The following is an 18,203-nucleotide window of genomic DNA, read 5'->3' as shown; positions in this document are numbered from 1 at the left end:
ATTAATATGAATGATTATGTTGATATATCATCTTTTGCTATTTTTAATGTGATGAAATTTAACCATTAATTACAAGGCTGTATGCGCAAACAAGATTACGAGCGACTCTTTCAGGCTGGGCAAGTGATTGCGCATACCAAAAACCCACAACAACTTTTGGAAAACATCATTGCTCTATGGAAGCCGTTTTTTGGTTTTAATGATATCGGTCTGTTTATTGTAAGTGAAGACAAGACGACCGTCAAAGACTGGGCGGTGACCTATCAAAATATCAGTCCTTCTGAAGTTAGTAAAATATTTAAAGCCAGAGGTGATGATGTGATGAGGTATCTTGGCAGTGTCTTGGAATGGGCGATTGACCAACTGGAAAGAGCAGATAGGCCTGTTGTTTTCGACTATCAAGAGCTGCAGATAAAATTTCCTGAATGGCCGTATTTTGAGACCTTGCTTTCCCATAGCATCCCTGAAGGACTCAGCGGGCTGTTGCAGGTAGGCGGAAAAACACTAGGCCTGCTCAATTTCAACGCGACCATAAAAGGGCATTTTACATCAGAGCACTTTGCGTTGTTTCAAGCGATTTGTGACCAACTGGCCGTGGCAGTCAGCAATGTACTGGCCATTGAGCAACTTTTGGAGGAAAAGCAGTTCAAAGACACCTTGCTGGGTATAAGTGAGGCGGTGGCACAGATTCAAGACAGAAAGAAGTTGTTCAAGGTTATTTTTGAACGGATTCAGCCCTTGGTAAAATTTGATGATTTTGGCCTGTTTCATTTTGATGAATCGGGTAATTATCATCGGGACTTGGCCGTAACCGATGGGCATAGTTCGGAGACTAATCGGGCAAGTGAAGCGGGCATTGAAGAATACCTGCCCAACCATGCATCGGTAGATGTGTTTGTTCAGAAAGGTCCGCTTGTTCTTTCGCTTAACGAATTGATGGAACGTTTTCCCGGACATCCCTTTTACCCGTTTATGAGAGGAGTCGGCCTCAAACAAATCTTCGGTGGTCCCTTGATGTATCAGGGTAAAAAAATAGGGATGTTGGCCTTTAATAGCAAACAAGATAATTTCTATTCTGAACAAGATTTCCCGCTCTTCCAGGCCATAGCCGACCAGCTGGCCGTGGCGGTAAGCAATGTACTGGCCAATGAGCAACTGCTTGCCGAAAAGAAAAAAACCGAAGACCTGCTGGCCGTTACCGAAAGTATTGCCAACATCACCACCGGGCCAGAACTGGTCAGAGCCATTTTTGACAAGCTGCAAAAAGTGTTTCTGTTTGATGATGCGGGACTATTTCATCTGGATTTTGAAAACGAACGAGAACGTGACCTGATAGTCGACTACAGTTATGAAATCGGTATCAACTTCACGTTGAAAGAACACGGGCTTAAAGGCTGGCTACCTATCACCGGAGCTACAAAGCATATCATCATAAAACAGTTGGTTATGATGGGCACCGAGATTTACGATGAACTCGAACATCCCCACTTCGAGCAGCCTGATGTACGCATTTTTAAGAGCGTCATTGCCGCTGCACTCAAAAAAGGAAAAAACACCATCGGCCTGCTCTATTTCTGGAGCAAAGAGGAAAATGCTTTTGACGGGCAGTTGCCCTTGTTCAAGAGTATCACTGACCAGATGAGCGTGGCGCTTAGCAACATCATTGCCAATGAAGACATCCAACAGCGTGAAAAGGAAAAAGCGTTGCAGGTCGCCTTGGTCAATGCCCTTAATGAGGAAACAAATTGGGACATAAAACTGCTTACCATTGCTAAGTTGCTGCGGCCCTATTTTCCTTTTAGCACGCTATCTTTTAACATGCCAAGCGTTACAGCCACGATACCTGCTCTAACTTTTGAAGAAATAGGCGCCAATGAATACCGCACCTTAAGCAGTACCACGTTTCTCAAATTGACGGAGTTGGAACAAAAAACCTATCAACAGGCATTGAATAGTGATGATTTGTCAAAAACCACTATCATCAGCGGCAAGTCATTGTACAACAAGGCAAAAAACAACTCTTTTTTAAAGGGCATGGTACATGCCTTTAATACAAAAAGCATTATGGTTTTTCCAATCACCGTGACCGATAACCGAAAGCTCTATATCTCATTTTCCAGCAGAAATGATAAGACCTTTGCCCAAGAACATATTGCCCTATTTAACACCATATCCGATTCCTTTACTCTTGGCCTGGAAAAGCAGTTGCATTACCAAGAGGTACTCAGGTTGAACGAGCAGATATCTCAAGAGAAAGCCTATCTTGAAAAGGAGGTACAGTTACAATACAATTTTGGCGAAATCATTGGGCAAAGTGAAGCTATGAAACTGGTTTTTGACCAGGTAAGGCAGGTGGCCAACATTAATAGCAATGTACTAATTACTGGTGAAACCGGAACAGGAAAAGAGTTGATTGCAAGGTCGCTGCATCGTGGTGGCAACCGCGCCAAATACAATTTTATAAAGCTTAACTGTGCCACGTTACCAGCAGAATTATTGGAATCTGAATTATTCGGGCATGAAAAAGGAGCCTTTACCGGAGCGGATAAGCGGCGCATCGGAAAGTTTGAACTGGCTCACAGAGGCACTATTTTTTTAGATGAAATTGGCGAAATGCCTATAGAATTACAGGCAAAGCTGCTTCGTGTGCTTCAAGAAAGGGAATTTGAGCGGCTTGGCGGCAATGAGGTGATTCAGCCCGACGTGCGTGTCATTGCCGCCACCAACCGCAACCTTGAAGTAGAAGTAGCCAACAATACTTTTAGAAGCGATTTGTTCTATCGTCTCAATGTGTTCCCGATTCACGTGCCACCACTTCGAGAGCGAAAGGAGGATATCCCTGAACTGGTACAGCATTTTTTGAAGAAGCATGGGAAACGTGTGGGCAAGAACATAAAGAGGGCAAGCGACAAGTCCTTAAAAGCACTTCTCAACTATTCCTGGCCTGGTAATATCCGTGAGTTGGAACACATCATTGAGCGCGCTATGATTGTATCCAAGTCCAATACCTTGGAGGTGGTTATTGGAAAAAGTCCTGCGGTAATAACCAAAACTGATGATGGCCTGCAACCCTTAAAGACATATCGCCAGGCTGAAATTGATTTAATTATGAACACCCTAAAATTTACCAACGGAAGAATTAGTGGGGAGGGCGGTGCTGCCGCCATATTGAATATGAACCGTTCTACCTTGGAGAGTAAAATGCGCAAATTAGGAATTAAGCGTAAACATAGCATAGAGTAGGTAAAAGTATTTATTAAAAAGAAAAGACTTTTTTATAAGGTAACAAAAGCCGAAATCTTGATTCTAAATAGAAACCCTAGACGAGTATAATAATATGTATAACACGTTTAAATTCGTTAGATATGTATGATTTATGCCAGGGGTTATAGTTTTCATTCCGAGTTTCAAGGAAATGCCTGAAGGAATATCAAGTTAAAATTGGGGATTATCTCTAAGACTATTTTAGTGAAGCTCTTTTCGCGGAATGTAGCTTTTCGCGAAATGCAGGGGAATGTGCTGAGTGGTTTCGAGAACGGTTTGGTATAAGAACAGTAGTGGTTTTAGAGCACAAATCTTTCTGCTTACAACTGACCTCAAATTTATGAATTAGGTTTCGTTTTATCCCTTCGACCGCTATTGTGGTTATACGGTATTGAGCTTAGTTTTTTCTCAATGTCAGTTCAAAATTCTGTTTGGTACTGCTTTTAACGTTCGTTCGTATTTCATTCCATTCAGCAACTTTTTTCTTAAAAGTCATACCATCACCAAATGCTCTTTCAGCGTGTTTGTTCCAAGTTCCGTGAAAAAATGGTATGGCTTTTATTTCTTGCCAAGTGGTAAATCCAATAAGATGTATCAAATCCCATTCGGGTACATCTTTTTTAGCGGTAATCCGTTTCTCAATTTCAAACCCAATAAATCTACCTGCTTTGTCTCTATTATACAAGTCTTTCATTGCAGGTCCAGAGAACTTGTATTGGTCTTCATAGTACTTTTTTCGTGCGTCTGGCTTTGAAAACAAATACTCAATGGTCTGTTTCATTTTTGGCTCTCTTTCGATACCATTATTCTTTGGGTAGAACATGTCCAAATTCTTTTGAACTCTGGCTAAATCCAACGCACGAAAATGATTTTTGATTGTAGATTGTTCAATTGCTGATATTAGCATAGAGTCTATTTCTGAGTCAAATTGATTTTCGGAAAGCATAATGATTATACAATTTGTCCAATCCAACCCACTATCTTTAAAATTTAATGGTTTATGTTCGAGTGGAAAGACTTCGCCCACAAGTTCTTTCTGATAAAGGTCTTTGATTGTAGGTTGTATTTCATTGCTATAAGTTTCCCAGAAATTAGTTTGGTCATCTGTTTTCCAAGTAACTATCAAAGCCTTTCTATTTTCTTTCGGGTGGTTATCCATTTCAAATTTTTTATAGGTTGAATCTTCTATGAAAAGAAAAGCTACAAAAAGCAAAACCGCTCCAATCAATATAGGGAATGTCCATAAAATCTTCTTTTTCATAGGATTTTGTCAGATTAATCACAGTTCGTTATATCTGTAACAAATATAGTCTTATCTTGTTTTCAGACAGGGCTAAACATAACTTTTTATTAAGTTGTAAAGCGGACTTACCTGTTTTTTGAGACGTAATGAAGTTTCCCGTGCCGTCGTGGCGGTTCGGGTTAACGGAATGTAGGAAGCAAAACAACAGGTGTGTCCAAGACTTTGTATTGAAGCTCTTTTCCCGGAATGTAGCTTTTCGCGAAATGTAGGGGAATGTGCTGAGTGGATTTTTGCAAAATTTTTTATATTTTATTGCTTACAATTATGAGCATAATCAAACGCCATAACGTCGCCTCTTTTAAAAAAGCCTTCGCCATCGAGGGACACGAAAATCGCTATTTCCTTAAGCGGTTTGACGGCGATTCTACCTACCCAGAAGAACCGTACCGAACCGAAACTTACGGAATCGGTTTTGTTAAGAAAGGGCAACTGTTTCTAACCTCTGGCCTTACAGATTTCGATATAAAAGCACCGGCACTGCTCACTATGGGACCCAATGTGATTCGCAAGTGGACCAACACCTATAAATCTGCCCTAGTTGAGACCATGTTTTTTACCCGTGACTTTTTTTCGTCATTGTTTTCCAATAGCCAAATGCTCAATCAGTTCGCTTTTTTTGAGGAATCTGATATGTCTGCACTTCACTTGAACGAACGGTTCAGGCTAAAATTTGAAAAAGCTTTTGAACAGCTTACATTGTTTTTAGACGACCGTCATCCCAACAAAGAGGCTCTGGTGCGCCACCAAGTAGCCATCCTTTGTTATTTAATCGATGAGTTTCGAGATAAAACAAGCCGTTCTGATGCTTTCAGTCTGAGTTATCAATTCAAAGCACTAGCAGGAAAACATATCAAGATGTACAGAAATGTCCAGTTTTATGCCGATGAACTCAACACCACACCCAAACATCTTTCAGAAGTGGTAAAAAGAGAAATGGGTCGTACGGCAAGTCAAGTACTGCATAACTTAATGATTTTAGAGGCAAAGATTTTGTTGCAGGACCCTAATCTTACATCCAGTGAGGTAGCTTATCAGCTCAATTTCCCGAATCCATCCAGTTTTGGCAAATATTTCAAAAAATACGCGGGTATTTCACCTTCAACCTACCAAAACGAAATTTTGACCAGTTAAGCCGATGTTCTGACCTTTTTTCACCTGTTTCATTTTCAGAGATTTGTAAGGTAATCGAGACAGAAATCAAGATGAAAACAATTTTAAGAAAAGAACAAGCGCATCAAATCCATAAAGGTGATTTTAACATAGACATTCACTTTCCTGGTCTTGTCCTGGAAAATCACACCGAAAAACGTGGGCTCGCTCAATTGGGGAGGTTTGACCATGGGCATCTTAAACCTGGTGTTTTCGTAGGGATGCATCCGCACAAAAATGACGAAATATTGTCCTACATCCGTACCGGAAATTTGGTTCACGAGGATACTGAGGGTGACACCAAAATATTAAGCAACACCACATTGATGATGATGAATGCCGGTAGTGGTATCTACCATCAGGAATCCATCCCAGAAGATGGTGAGGACGTAAATATGCTACAGATTTTTATGCGCCCTGCCGAAGATGACCTCAAGCCAAGGGTGCAATTCAGCAAGCTATCTGAAGCCTACAGCCATAACCAATTACGAAAAATAGCAGGGTTTGATAAGCAGAATGATATCATTGAAATAAACTCTGAAGTTACAGTCTACGACGCTCGTTTGGATGAACCGATTACCGCTTTCGCGAAAGCGAATAAAACCTATGTCCTCTACGTATTCAGTGGAAGTATCTCAGCGGGTGCATCAAAACTGGAAGCTGGCGATTCCCTGATATTCAAAAATGAAGATGTAGAGTTAAATCCCAATAAAACCACCGATGTAGTTCTTTTTGAACTGGATGAAAACAAACCCTATAGCCGTAACGGAATGTATAGTGGTGTTTAAATAAAAATTAATCTTTAAAAATTAGAAATAATGGAGACTAAAACAATCATTGAGCTTATCTCACTTAAAGGAAAATTGGCCGTTATTACAGGTGCCGCTCAAGGTATCGGATTACAAATTGCAAACAGACTGGCTGAAATGGGTGCCAATGTTGCTATTGCTGACCTTAATGAGGAAAAAGCAAAGCAAACAGCTTCTGAACTTGCTAAAAAGTATGCGGTAACAGCAAAAGGTTACGCCGTTGACATTTCTAATGTTAGAAAACTTGAAGCCTTGGTCAAAGCTATTGGCGACGATTTTGGTACTATTGATATTTTGGTCAACAACGCTGGTGTTTACCCAATGATGTCTCTTCGCGATATCAAGGAAAAAGACTTTGATTTCCTGATGTCGATTAATTTGAAAGGTGTTTTTATGCTTTCCCAGTTTGTTTCAGAGCATATGATTACCTCAAAAACGCCTGGGAAAATCATTAACATTGCCTCAACGGCTGCATTAAAAACGGCGGGAAATTCAGCGCACTACGTCGCTTCAAAACATGCCATCGCAGGGCTAACTAAATCTCAAGCGGTCGAGTTGGGTCAGTATGGTATCAAAGCGATTACTGTGGCACCGACATTGGTGGATACACCTGGCACTCAAAAATTGCGTGAAAACCCAGATGTAGATAAAGGGCTTAAAGATTTTGAAAGCCGTTTACCTTTGCAACGCATGGCAAATCCAGATGATATTGCAAAAACGGTTGCCTTTGCCGCTTCTGGATTGTCTGATTATTTAACGGGCATCTTGATTCCCGTGGATGGCGGTGAGACTGCACTTTAAACTTTAAACTAAAGAAAATTATGAATGCTTACGATAATTTAGTAGAAGCTATAAACGACTTAAAGTCGAAGGGGTTTACTCAGGACTTTAACTTACAGCAAGATAAAATTTATTGTCCCGTACTAAAGATGTATTACAGACCTAAGGAATTTAAGGTGATGGAAAAACACCGTTTTGAAGGGATGAGTAGTGTGGATGATAATTCGGTTCTTTATGCGATTTCCACGAAGTCAGGAGTTAAAGGTTTGTTAGTGGATTCCTATGGTGTCTATAGCGAGGTTTCAAAGGAACTGTTGGATAAATTAAAATAATTGTGATAATTAGCTTTCCTTTTAAAAAAGAAAACGCGCTTCACACTTTTTGCTAGATATAAAGTGTTCCTTACCATTCTCGATAGCTATCGGGACGGAGAGGGTTAACGGAAAGGAAAGCTGAAATTGGGGATTGTGTCCAAGGTATTTGTAGTGAAGCGCTGCCTCCCAGAATGTAGCTTTTCGCGAAATGCAGGTGGAATGGGGTGAATTGATACAAGAGTAGCTAGTAACGCCTCTGTGTATAGTAAGTTGCGCTTAATTTTGCCAAAATTTAGTTGAAATTAATTAGGTTTTTCGCTTGTGAGGATTTTCCGAAAGGAAAATCGGAAGCAATTAATTATGCATTTTGTTGGCAACTGGCTTTTTTCATTCAAGGTGCATTTTCATTCCTTCGTGAGTAGCTTTAAATCCCAAGTCTTCATAGAATTTAATTGCCTTAGGTCTTTTTTTGTCCGTCGTTAGTTGTAACAAATGTGCATTCCGTTCTTTAGCTCTATTAATAGCCCACTCAAACATTATTTTTCCAATTCCGAGTCCTCTTCTGTTTTTTCTGATTCTTACAGCTTCTATTTGAGCTCTAATACCACCGCGATAAGTCAGATATTGGATAAATGATAATTGTAAAGTTCCAATAATTTCAGAGTTTTCATTTTCGATAACAATCAGCTCTTGATTTTGGTCAGCATTTATATTTTCAAAAGCGTTATGATATTCAGTCGGCAATGGTGTTTGGAAATTTTCTCTTGTTTTGCCAAGCTCATCATCCGCAATCATTTCCACAATTTTTGAAACATCATTTTTTGTTGCTTTTCTAAATATCATTATTGATTTCGATTTTTTCGGCATGTGGTCAACGGTAACGTATAAGAATAGTAGCGGATTTTATGCACTTAATTTTCCGTTTGTTACCGACGTTTGATTTATATATTTCATTTTCATTCTAGCGATTAAACCGCTATTATTTTTTACAATGTTGGCGGTAGTTATTGTTTCACTAAGTTACTATTCATAACAATATTTCGTATCTGAGTTTCAAAATGATAGACTACATTTGGGTCTTCGTGATCGTGATAGACATTTTCCAATATAATCACATCTAAATTTTTCTCTGGTACATAAAATTTGAAGCTCACATAACCCATTCCTCTTCCGCGATGTCCAATATATTTTAAGGGATAGCTTTCATCGATATTAACTCCATAACCATACTTTAGTCCTTTGTCAACGTCTGAATTATCAATTACGTCTGAAGTGGTCATAAGGGCATAGGTTTCATTTTTTAGCAGACCTCCGTTGTGTAGTTTCTTGTCCCAAAGATTTAAATCGTAGGCGTTTGAAACCATTCCTCCTCCTGGAAGCATTTCTTCCCAGGATTTTTTGGTAAATTCATATTCTTCGAATGTGGCTGTTCTAAAATCGTCTTCAAAAATCCAATGTCCGTCAATTAAATCAGTATCATTTTGACCATATTTATAAGCATAACTGTTTTCCATTCCTAATTCTGCAAAGAGTGAATTAGCCAACTCTGCAAATTTTTTACCAGTTATGTTCTCTAAAATTCTGCTCAATAACCCATAAGAAGGATTACTGTAATGGAAGTCCGTACCCAATTCAAATGCTAAAGGTTTCTGAATATCCGTTACTCCAGATGACATATTCAATAAGTGATGAACAGTTACAGAGTCCGCCCAAGGCTGATTGAAATTCGGCAGGTACTCCTTAATTGGTTTATGTAAATCAATAGTGCCTTTTTCAACCTCTTTCAGAATGAGTACTGCTGTAATCTGCTTACTATTAGACCATATTCTGAATTTGTCATCTAAAGAAATAAGTTCTTTTTTGTCTAAATCTGAATAGCCATGCTCTTTCTTATAAACTGTTTTATCATCTTTAGTTATCAGGATAACGCCATTGAAAAAGTGAGGTTCCTTTACTTGTATTAAACTGTCAATTCTTTTTGAATAGTTGTCAGCCAACTCTCTGTCTTGAGTTTTTTTATTTGAATTATTGTTCTTACAACCTATTGTAGAAATGCAGATTAGGACTATTAAAATTCTAAAAGTGTATTTCATTTCAAGTGTTTGTTTTAATTAACGCCAAATAGTTATATCTGTACCAAATATAATGTTATCCCTATTCTTTATCCGGATAACTTTAACTATTTCAAAATTGAAGACGGACTCTATTCACAATTTTGGCTAACTAACGTAGCATCTTTTTAAGCCCAAGCGGTAAGTAGGAAAAGTGCCGAACAGAATAGATGCAGTATTTCCGTAAATTTGTAAAAAAACCTAACGGATATTTGAAACACTTTTCAACCTTAAAAGAATATTGCAACGGTATCAACATCGCACCACCTAAATGGGACGACTTCGACCTACGCAGCTTTGAGGACAATATGAAAAGTGTGCATCATCAGATGCCACCGTTCAAACATGAGTTCTATGCAATAGCCATAAAAATAGATGGCGGCGGTTTCGCAACTACTGGAAATTACACTACAAAGGATTTAAGAACTACAGTTTTCTTCAATAGTCCTTATCAAATCATATCTTGGGACATAGCACCCGACTGGAAAGGCTACTACATTATTTTTAATGAGGACTTTTTTAGGCGTTCCAATCCACGAAAGCGAATTACCGAAACCTTCTCTTTTTTGCTCAACGATAATACCGTTCCAATGGAAGTTACGGAACAGGAAGCAGAACTATTTTCCAAACTTTTTGCTGATATTCAATTCGAGTTCCAGTTGGGGCAATCTTCAAGCAAGGAAGTCATAGCCCATTACCTTCATATACTATTGCACAAAATTTCAAGGCTATATTCCAGAAATGTTTCAAAAGTCACCGTTTCCCAAGATCAGCGAAAACAGGATTTAGAAATCGTAAGTAGGTTTAAAACGTTTATGGAACTTGGTTTCCAACCTGGTCATTCCTATGAAGATTTGCATCCACATCAAGTACAGTATTATGCAGATAAACTAAACCTGCATCCCAACCATTTTAATGCCATCGTTAAGCGTATTACGGATAAATCGGCTTCAGAACACATACAGCAACACCTATTGAATATAGCCAAATCTACGCTTCGCAATACAAATGACTCGGTAAAAGAGATTGCTTTTCAACTTTATTATTCTTACCCAAATCATTTTACCAATTTCTTCAAAAAGCACACCGGACAAACCCCTTCTCAGTTCAGAAAGGCAAGCTCAAAATAACCTTTTTACACTTTTTTAATACGCCTGTGTAATATCTGTATTTCTCACTGTAATATCTGTAGGATATTAGGCTCACCATGCTTGTAAGTTTGTGGTGTATAAAATTAAAAACACACAAAATGAAACAGATAATTCTAACAGTAGCAGTACTAATAAGCCTTACTGCTTGTATAAACAAAGGCGAAAAGAGTAATAACAATTTAAAAGATACCGCAATGGAAACAACAGTAATTGACAGAACAAAAGAAGCAAAAAAAGAAATTAGAAATGTAGCGGAAAAACTATTTGACGCAGTAGACAATCGCGATTGGAATACAGCAAAAGCAGTGATGGCTGATTCCGTTTATATAGATTACAGCGCTTTAGGTGGCGCATCCGGATTTCAAAAACCAGATGCCATTGTATCAGGTTGGAAAACATTACTTCCTGGATTTGACCGAACAATACACCAGATTCACAACTTTGCTATCTGGCTAGCTGGAAATAGAGCCACTGCTACATTCGACGGTATCGCAACACATTATTTAGAAGGAGACCAATGGACTGTATTCGCGGGCTACGATACCGAATACATTAAAGAGGACGGTGCTTGGAAATTAGCACGTATCGACCTTAGTCTTTACAGCCAGAATGGGAATACAGATTTACCTGCAAAAGCAATGGAAGTGGTAAACGATGGAAAAGTAACCGCTTTCGCGAAAGCGAACCCTGAAACTGTAAATATAGTTGAAGATTTCTTTAACGCTCTAGAGCAACGAAAACTTGAGAATGTACTGGCAGTATTCACTGAAAACGCAGTACAGGAAATGCCGATGTCGCCCAATAACTTTCCGAAAAGTTTGGATGGAATAGAAGTCATCAAGAAGCAATATACTGGCGTTATGGAATATACCCAAAGTTATGATGTAACGTATTTGGGTACACAAAACCCAAATGTGGTATTAGCAAAATACAATGGCACAGTAACCACTGGTGAAGGTAAACCGTATAACAATTCGTATGTAGGAATCTTTACGGTCGAAAACGGAAAGATTGACAACTTTGTTGAGATGTTCAATCCAAATATTCTATTGAATAGCTGGCCAGGGCTTCAGCCTGAAACGTATTCTGTTCATCAAGCAGGTGCTGCCACAGATTCTGGAGTGATAATGGAAGATGTAACCTTCAACAGCAACGGAGTTAACCTAAAAGGACATCTATTCTTACCTCCCAATTTTGATGCTACTAAAGAGTACCCTTCAGCCATTGTAACAGGTAGTTGGACGAGCGTTAAAGAGCAAATGCCAGATGAGTATGCCAGTGTTATGGCCAAGGATGGATTTATCACTTTAACTTTCGACTTCACAGGATTTGGAGAAAGTGAAGGACAACCAAGATTTGTTGAGGACTACAATCTCAAGATTGCCGATATAAAAGCAGCGGTAGATTATCTAACCCAACACCCCAATGTGGATAAAGAAAATCTCTCAGGACTTGGCGTATGTGCAAGCTCAGGGTATATGGCACACGCAACCGCTCAAGATGAGCGCATCAAGAAATTGATTTTGGTAGCCCCATGGTTGCACAATCCAGAAATAGCTAGAAGTATTTACGATTTGCGTCCAGGTGGAACAGATGGCTTATTAGCGTCTGCCCAAGCTGCCAAAGAAAAATATGCCGAAACTGGTGTGATGGACTATGTCCTTGCAGCGAGTGAGCTTGACCCATTTAGTGCAATGTATGTTCCTGCTAATGCTTTTGATTATTACTTAGACCCAGCCAAAGCAGCGGGTGCACATTACGACAATCTTTTTGCGGTAAGCTCTTGGGAACCTTGGTTGACTTTCGATGGTATTTCGGCTGGAAAAGAGATTTCACAACCCGTATTCATAGTGCATAGCGAAAGTGGTGCCGTACCCCAAGGAGCGAAAGACTTCTATTCACTCCTTGAGGGTGAGAAGGATATTAAATGGTTGAATGAATTCAACCAACAGCAGTTGTATTTCGAGGAAGAAGCAGTAAACGCAGCGATGAGTGAGGTAGTAAATTATTTGAAATAGAAAAAAGATTAAAAAAATTAGGCCGGTGGCCTTGTCATCGGCTTTCTCAATTTTAAAGCTAGGGAAACTAAAATAGCTTTTTCTGAACCATTCTGGTCTTATTTAATTCAGTTGAATCTGTACTTTTCCATCTTGTTTTCAAAGCTTTTCTTCTTTGTTCATAAATCCATCGTCTCAAATTATCCAATAACCCTTTTTCATACTCCGAAAGTTCTTTTGGTGCAATTTCTGAAGCAGCCTTAAATTGCTCTTTACTTTTGTTCTCAAAGGCATATTGCAAACCAAGCCAAGTATAAATATTCACCCATTCCGCAAGCAATGGTGCTTCATACGTTCTTGGCATCATAGAGACAAGTGCTTCGGTGTAAGAAGCCATTTCTTCTCATTGTATTGAAGAAATAAGCCTTGAAAATTTAGTGTTTTTAAGCATTGCTTCAGGAATACTATCTTTCCAAGCAGATTCGAAAACAATTATTGGACTGGTCATACAATCCATGAGGTCAAAAACGAAATCTTTCTTTTTCATTCTTTTGGTTTTTTTTGACTTTGTTTTTTCTAGCAACGGTGGACAATCAAGTCCAAAATCGAGTTGTGTTGCAGTATAATATTCCATAGTATTAGATGTTAGGTGAGACATTTCTTAGTAAAACTGAGTAGTGTTGAGGGTACTTTTCCCTGTAGTAAGCCAAATGACTTTCAGCACTTTCAATCGTGTAATTTTCCTTACTGGATTGATAGTGTGTCAGGCTTCTTCAATCGAAATCTTTGCTTTCTCTTTGTCCCTCTTTAGATTCTATCATAAAAAGAAAAAGGGCCGACACGAATACTGACCCTTCTTCAAACAACAAAAGCTAATCGTTCAGTTCCTGAATTTTCATTTCAAGAACCGCGATACGCTCTTTCAAACGTGCTTCACGCTTGTCTCGTTTTTCGGAATATTCCTTTTGAATGCCGTCTATTTTGGATTTGTAATATCCCTGCATTGCATTGTAGAATGAAGTGTTCGTCAAGTTATTAACGTGATTGCTCTCGCCAAAATGGACTTGCTTGATAAGCATATAGCGTATCAGCTTGTGAAAGATTTCCTTTTTGAAATTCTTCTTGAAATGCTTAACTACTTCCACATCTGTCATCTTCGACGTGTTTCCCAAAAGCCCTGAAAAGTATTTCTGTTGGCTCATATAGTCCCACATTGTTTTCAAATAATGAAATGGAAAATGTGACCATTTCGTCTTTTGATAGTGTTTTCTTGGTATCGATGTATTCGGTCTCACGAATCATCTGAACAATTTCTTCAAACTGCCTGTTGTTCTCAATATGCTTCTTACGTATTTCCCTTTCGTTGATTTTCACGATTTGTTCTTCAGGTGTGCAATCTGCCATTTTTCTATTTTCCAATGGCGCTGAATAATCAGTTGATTTATCTTTTGATTTCTCAATTATCTTGACAAACACTTCCTTGTTTTTGTACGTTTCAGGGTGAAAAACGCTACCATTTACAAATCCATTTTCTTTGGCTGAATTGTATGCTTCCAATTCTTTATTATAATCCTCTATCGCTTCCTTAAGTTCGCCATTCAGTTCATCATCAGAATAATCGTAATGTTGGTACTCTTTCTTGATAGCCTCGATTGTTGGCTTAATTGGATTTTCGATGATTTCGACATCATCCAGTAGATATACCTTCAAGCCATTATTTTCCAACTGTGAAATAATGAGCTGATTGCTTTCGTCATCTGCCCAATACTGTCGTATTTCAGGAATCAGTAGTACATTCTCTTTCTTGGATTTTTCAATTAGATTCAGGAACGACTTACTTTTCTTCGTCTCAAAACAAGCTGATTTTGTGCAGACCATTTTACCCTCACCGAACAGATTACCTTGATTGGCCGCATTGAACGGACATTCTACACAAGACCCGGCTTTCGGCACCAACTTCTTATCGCTTACATCAAAAGATGCCTTTTCCAAGTCGTAGGTCTGGTCTTTAATCATCCTGTTGATTTGATGTGCATTGAAATTTTCACCCATCGTTTCCAACATCATTTGCTGTTCTTCTGGTGAAAAGAGTGCGACACCAACACCCAGGGAAATTGTCATTTCACCATTACGCACATAGTGCTTGAAACCATCTATCAAGCCTGCCAATTTTAGACGTTGTCTGATCAAGTTGTCCGTTCTACCCAGGCGTTTCGAAATTTCTGTAGGCGAATATTTCTCACTTAGATAAGCAATCGCCTCGGCTTCCTCGGTAGGTTCTACATCCTGTCGTTGTAGATTTTCTATGATTTGAACTTCCAAAACATCATTGTTCTCATAAGTCCTCACGATAGTGGGTATGGTCTTTTTTCCTGCCAGCTTGCTTGCACGATATCGGCGTTCGCCCATCACGATGATGTAATGTCCATTTAGTTGCCTTACCGTTATGGGTTGCAGTACACCGTGCTGTTGGATACTTTCGGAAAGTTGTTCCAAATGTTTTTCGTCAAAGGTTTTTCGAGGCTGTTCTGGGTCAGCCTTGATTTTGCTGATAGGTAGATTCTGAATTTCCAGCTTTACCGGATTTCCGCTTACTTTAGAAGTTCCAGCAGTTTTGGTTCTACTTCTTCTCTTTGTGGTACTCGCTTTTGTTGTCATAATACTCAATTTTTGATTAAACAATATTTGAGCAGAAACCAAATGGAAGCTAAAATCTTAGCTCAAAAGGAAACGGAATAAATGAGTAGCGGAAGAAGCGATGGCTTTATGCCGTAGTCTTTTGATGGAAGTATTTTACGAGTTTACCTTGCGGGTATATTGTATGATAAACAACTATCTTTACGCTTAACATTAAGAGTACTCATAAAATTTGGTAGTAATTGGGTTAAACTTATCAACAGTCTATTTCTTTACACCTTATTTACACCTCATACTCTTGAAGCTACCATAAACAAAGGAAAGTTACTTATTGTATCGGCAAGTAGGAAAAGAACTATAAAATTAAAAACTTACCCCATTTGGCTTTCATTTTCCTAAGATCATTTTGATAGCTACAATTAAAAGAACTCCACCAAAGATTTTTTTAAGGACCCCTTGATGTATAGAAATTGCTAATTTACTCCCCAAATATCCTCCAATTATAAATGTGACAGCAATAATTACAGCATATTTCCAATTTACGTGTCCTTCTTGATAATAATTATAGGCTGCGAAAAATGTAACGGGTACTGCTAACACAGCTAAACTTGTTCCCTGAGCCTGGTGTTGCGTAAAATTTAACCATAGTAACATTAGAGGGATCATGATAACACTGCCGCCAATACCCAAAGTTCCACTAAAAAAACCGGCTAACGCACCTATCAAAATTAAAGAAACAAATACAGATACATTCATAAATAATCAAAAACGATCCATAGGACTCATTTACTGCCCTATTCCGGTTTTATAATAGCCTTCTCTCGGAATTTTTATTAAGTATTCTTTGCCAGCAACATTGTTCAAATTAGTCTCTCTTAACCAAGGATTGTGAAGCTTCAAAATTTTATAATTTATATTATATTGCTTTGCAAATGCTGTAAAATCAGCGATGGGCTCGTCTACCAAAACATTAAATGTAGGAATATGCTTGTATAAATCTTCTTCTTTAAAATTAAAACCATATTTTTGAGCGTTACTCAAAATTTCTTTAACCGCGACTATTCTAAAAACATAGCGACCCGTTTCTTCACCCAATAAAAGATCGTAGTATGAAGATGCATCTTGTCTTTCCATCTGTCTTAAAATACCGGCACGCCCCGCATTATAAGCAGCAGCAGCTAGTGTCCAGGAACCAAATTTTTCTTTAGCCTTTTTAAGATATTTGCAAGCAACCTGTGTTGACTTTTCAATATGATAGCGTTCGTCTACATTTTGATTAACTTCTAAACCATATTCTTTTGCAGTTCCTTTTAATATTTGCCAAAATCCTGTGGCTCTTGCCGGAGAAACCGCTTGCGTTAGACTGCTTTCGATGACAGCTAGGTATTTAAAATCGTCGGGGACACCCTGTTCTTTTAAAATAGGCTCTATAATAGGAAAATACTTATTTGCTCTTTTGAAAAGGAGCAATCCATTAGACTGCCAATAGGTATTAACGAGTAATTCCCTATCCATTCTTTCTCTAATATCGGGATTGGTTATAGGCACAAGCTCTCCTGCGAAATTAAGATTATCAGGCATTGGGATGGCGTAAACATTATAATCATTAATCAGTTTACTTTCTAAAAGTTCTTGTGCTTTTGATTTTTCTGGCTCGTTTTGAGTAGCATTTACTAAAATGCTAAACGTAAATAGTATTCCTAAAAAAACTAAAATCTTTTTGATCATTTTCATAATTCGAAGCAGGTTTTGTTGGGGACTCGATTTTATACTACAATATAATGTAAAAAGTTAGACTAATGCAAGTTATCGTTAATTATTTCAGGTAAATGTTTATTAAACCATCGCGCTCTATTCACAATCATAATATGTGTACCGTTAGGCACAGTTATACAGTTCTCAATATTCGAAATTGGAAAAACAATATCATTTTCGCCATGGATATGAACAATATTTGGCATCGCATCTTCTTGATCCCAACATACTAGTTTTTCTATTGACCAGTCAAGATACGTTTTATCATTTACAGCAAGATATTTTTGATACATCATTGCTCTTTTCTTAGCAAAATTTCCAAAAGCCAGTGTTTCCCAATTATCGATTTTACTTACTAATGAGGTAGGCAAAATTTTATAAACCCCTGACTTTCTGGCTATTTTTATTCTTTTAGGAAATTCATGTTTGCTTTTTACACTAGATACAATTATCAGTTTTTTAACTTTCAAAAATTTACTCATTTCCTGAACCATAATTCCGCCAAAAGAAACTCCCACCAATACAACATTGTCATGTTTAATTTCAGCACACATTCTTTTAGCGAATGCTGTCATTGATTCTGTTCTTTTTGGTATTTTCCAGGGTATGGTATATATCTTGAATTGATCTTGCGGTAGTTTAATATTTTCGAATATAGAAACGTCAGCCGCTAGTCCCGGTACAAAATAAACATGGCTAACTTCCTGCTTCATAGGTATTTTAACAGTGGTTTATGCATTTAAGATACTATTTTTTGTATCTTTGCCTATCAAATTTAGAGTATTCGTTTTCTTAAGAAAAAAATACTTAGTTAAATTTTTTAAAAAGGGAATTTTCGGCGAACAAATCTTAGTTAGCCACCAAGAATAAATAATAAGGTAGTTTTTGATTGTAAGATCCTTTTCAGTTTTTAGGATAGCATTAAAGGATATT

17 protein-coding genes are annotated in these 18,203 nt (G+C 38.1%); 7 read left to right on the top strand and 10 right to left on the bottom strand.

Annotation, left to right across the window (positions count from 1 at the left end; genetic code table 11):
* Positions 1 to 81 precede the first annotated feature (81 nt).
* Positions 82 to 3,243 (top strand): sigma 54-interacting transcriptional regulator, encoded by a 3,162-nt coding sequence (locus J8281_RS12975; protein WP_210198061.1) that lies wholly within the window; start codon positions 82 to 84, stop codon positions 3,241 to 3,243.
* Positions 3,244 to 3,661: 418 nt separating this feature from the next.
* Here the strand turns inward: J8281_RS12975 and J8281_RS12970 are convergent, their stop codons facing one another.
* The gene (locus tag J8281_RS12970; RefSeq protein ID WP_210198060.1) at positions 3,662 to 4,525 is read right to left on the bottom strand and encodes a hypothetical protein; all 864 of its coding nucleotides are present in this window, start codon (positions 4,523 to 4,525) and stop codon (positions 3,662 to 3,664) included.
* 306 nt (positions 4,526 to 4,831) lie between these two features.
* Here J8281_RS12970 and J8281_RS12965 point away from each other — a divergent pair, with 306 nt between their 5' ends.
* The 4 genes from J8281_RS12965 (at position 4,832) to J8281_RS12950 (ending at position 7,637) form a co-directional block, all read left to right on the top strand.
* Entirely contained in the window at positions 4,832 to 5,698 is an 867-nt protein-coding gene (locus tag J8281_RS12965) for an AraC family transcriptional regulator (protein WP_210198059.1), read from the top strand.
* Between the two features lie 71 nt (positions 5,699 to 5,769).
* On the top strand, positions 5,770 to 6,504 hold the full coding sequence (locus J8281_RS12960) for a pirin family protein (protein WP_210198058.1): 735 nt from the start codon (positions 5,770 to 5,772) through the stop codon (positions 6,502 to 6,504).
* 30 nt (positions 6,505 to 6,534) lie between these two features.
* Positions 6,535 to 7,326, top strand: a complete 792-nt coding sequence (locus J8281_RS12955) for an SDR family NAD(P)-dependent oxidoreductase (protein ID WP_210198057.1) — start codon at positions 6,535 to 6,537, stop codon at positions 7,324 to 7,326.
* A gap of 20 nt (positions 7,327 to 7,346) precedes the next feature.
* Complete coding sequence (locus J8281_RS12950) at positions 7,347 to 7,637, top strand: phosphoribosylpyrophosphate synthetase (protein ID WP_210198056.1); 291 nt, start codon at positions 7,347 to 7,349, stop codon at positions 7,635 to 7,637.
* A 369-nt stretch (positions 7,638 to 8,006) separates the two neighbouring features.
* On the opposite strand, the gene J8281_RS12945 is transcribed toward J8281_RS12950, so the two are convergent.
* Together J8281_RS12945 and J8281_RS12940 are read right to left on the bottom strand one after the other, a co-directional pair.
* Entirely contained in the window at positions 8,007 to 8,462 is a 456-nt protein-coding gene (locus J8281_RS12945; protein WP_210198055.1) for a GNAT family N-acetyltransferase, read from the bottom strand.
* Between the two features lie 161 nt (positions 8,463 to 8,623).
* Complete coding sequence (locus J8281_RS12940; RefSeq protein ID WP_210198054.1) at positions 8,624 to 9,616, bottom strand: serine hydrolase; 993 nt, start codon at positions 9,614 to 9,616, stop codon at positions 8,624 to 8,626.
* Positions 9,617 to 9,942: 326 nt separating this feature from the next.
* Between J8281_RS12940 and J8281_RS12935 the strand changes: the two genes are divergently transcribed.
* Together J8281_RS12935 and J8281_RS12930 are read left to right on the top strand one after the other, a co-directional pair.
* Entirely contained in the window at positions 9,943 to 10,860 is a 918-nt protein-coding gene (locus tag J8281_RS12935; RefSeq protein ID WP_210198053.1) for an AraC family transcriptional regulator, read from the top strand.
* 119 nt (positions 10,861 to 10,979) lie between these two features.
* Positions 10,980 to 12,899, top strand: coding sequence for a nuclear transport factor 2 family protein (locus J8281_RS12930; protein ID WP_210198052.1), 1,920 nt, complete (start codon positions 10,980 to 10,982; stop codon positions 12,897 to 12,899).
* Positions 12,900 to 12,966: 67 nt separating this feature from the next.
* Here the strand turns inward: J8281_RS12930 and J8281_RS12925 are convergent, their stop codons facing one another.
* The 7 genes from J8281_RS12925 to J8281_RS12900 all read right to left on the bottom strand — a co-directional run bounded on the left by J8281_RS12925 (position 12,967) and on the right by J8281_RS12900 (position 17,983).
* Positions 12,967 to 13,275, bottom strand: a complete 309-nt coding sequence (locus J8281_RS12925) for a hypothetical protein (protein ID WP_210198051.1) — start codon at positions 13,273 to 13,275, stop codon at positions 12,967 to 12,969.
* A gap of 6 nt (positions 13,276 to 13,281) precedes the next feature.
* Entirely contained in the window at positions 13,282 to 13,512 is a 231-nt protein-coding gene (locus J8281_RS12920; protein WP_210198050.1) for a hypothetical protein, read from the bottom strand.
* Positions 13,513 to 13,750: 238 nt separating this feature from the next.
* Positions 13,751 to 14,032 carry a hypothetical protein gene (locus tag J8281_RS19720; protein ID WP_246849113.1) on the bottom strand — a complete coding sequence of 94 codons (282 nt, stop codon included), beginning with the start codon at positions 14,030 to 14,032 and terminating at the stop codon, positions 13,751 to 13,753.
* Positions 14,010 to 15,536 (bottom strand): ParB/RepB/Spo0J family partition protein, encoded by a 1,527-nt coding sequence (locus tag J8281_RS12915; RefSeq protein ID WP_246849119.1) that lies wholly within the window; start codon positions 15,534 to 15,536, stop codon positions 14,010 to 14,012. The genes J8281_RS19720 and J8281_RS12915 overlap by 23 nt, the downstream gene beginning before the upstream one ends.
* A 366-nt stretch (positions 15,537 to 15,902) precedes the next feature.
* Positions 15,903 to 16,271 (bottom strand): sulfite exporter TauE/SafE family protein, encoded by a 369-nt coding sequence (locus J8281_RS12910; protein WP_210198049.1) that lies wholly within the window; start codon positions 16,269 to 16,271, stop codon positions 15,903 to 15,905.
* A gap of 30 nt (positions 16,272 to 16,301) precedes the next feature.
* A complete protein-coding gene (locus tag J8281_RS12905) occupies positions 16,302 to 17,249 on the bottom strand; it encodes a lytic transglycosylase domain-containing protein (RefSeq protein WP_210198048.1) in 948 nt (315 codons plus the stop codon).
* Between the two features lie 62 nt (positions 17,250 to 17,311).
* On the bottom strand, positions 17,312 to 17,983 hold the full coding sequence (locus J8281_RS12900) for an alpha/beta hydrolase (protein WP_210198047.1): 672 nt from the start codon (positions 17,981 to 17,983) through the stop codon (positions 17,312 to 17,314).
* Between the last annotated feature and the right edge of the window lie 220 nt (positions 17,984 to 18,203).

The organism is Aquimarina sp. U1-2 (assembly GCF_017897595.1).
In the GTDB taxonomy this organism is placed as follows: Bacteria; Bacteroidota; Bacteroidia; order Flavobacteriales; family Flavobacteriaceae; genus Aquimarina.
Note: the sequence above shows the minus strand (reverse complement) of the source record. Positions and strands in the feature narration are given on the sequence as shown.

Coding starts and splice junctions, on each gene's coding strand:
- J8281_RS12975 (WP_210198061.1), top strand. CDS start 82: ATGCGCAAACAAGATTACGAGCGACTCTTTCAGGCTGGGCAAGTGATT.
- J8281_RS12970 (WP_210198060.1), bottom strand. CDS start 4,525: ATGAAAAAGAAGATTTTATGGACATTCCCTATATTGATTGGAGCGGTT.
- J8281_RS12965 (WP_210198059.1), top strand. CDS start 4,832: ATGAGCATAATCAAACGCCATAACGTCGCCTCTTTTAAAAAAGCCTTC.
- J8281_RS12960 (WP_210198058.1), top strand. CDS start 5,770: ATGAAAACAATTTTAAGAAAAGAACAAGCGCATCAAATCCATAAAGGT.
- J8281_RS12955 (WP_210198057.1), top strand. CDS start 6,535: ATGGAGACTAAAACAATCATTGAGCTTATCTCACTTAAAGGAAAATTG.
- J8281_RS12950 (WP_210198056.1), top strand. CDS start 7,347: ATGAATGCTTACGATAATTTAGTAGAAGCTATAAACGACTTAAAGTCG.
- J8281_RS12945 (WP_210198055.1), bottom strand. CDS start 8,462: ATGATATTTAGAAAAGCAACAAAAAATGATGTTTCAAAAATTGTGGAA.
- J8281_RS12930 (WP_210198052.1), top strand. CDS start 10,980: ATGAAACAGATAATTCTAACAGTAGCAGTACTAATAAGCCTTACTGCT.
- J8281_RS12925 (WP_210198051.1), bottom strand. CDS start 13,275: ATGGCTTCTTACACCGAAGCACTTGTCTCTATGATGCCAAGAACGTAT.
- J8281_RS12920 (WP_210198050.1), bottom strand. CDS start 13,512: ATGGAATATTATACTGCAACACAACTCGATTTTGGACTTGATTGTCCA.
- J8281_RS19720 (WP_246849113.1), bottom strand. CDS start 14,032: ATGACAGATGTGGAAGTAGTTAAGCATTTCAAGAAGAATTTCAAAAAG.
- J8281_RS12915 (WP_246849119.1), bottom strand. CDS start 15,536: ATGACAACAAAAGCGAGTACCACAAAGAGAAGAAGTAGAACCAAAACT.
- J8281_RS12910 (WP_210198049.1), bottom strand. CDS start 16,271: ATGAATGTATCTGTATTTGTTTCTTTAATTTTGATAGGTGCGTTAGCC.
- J8281_RS12905 (WP_210198048.1), bottom strand. CDS start 17,249: ATGAAAATGATCAAAAAGATTTTAGTTTTTTTAGGAATACTATTTACG.
- J8281_RS12900 (WP_210198047.1), bottom strand. CDS start 17,983: ATGAAGCAGGAAGTTAGCCATGTTTATTTTGTACCGGGACTAGCGGCT.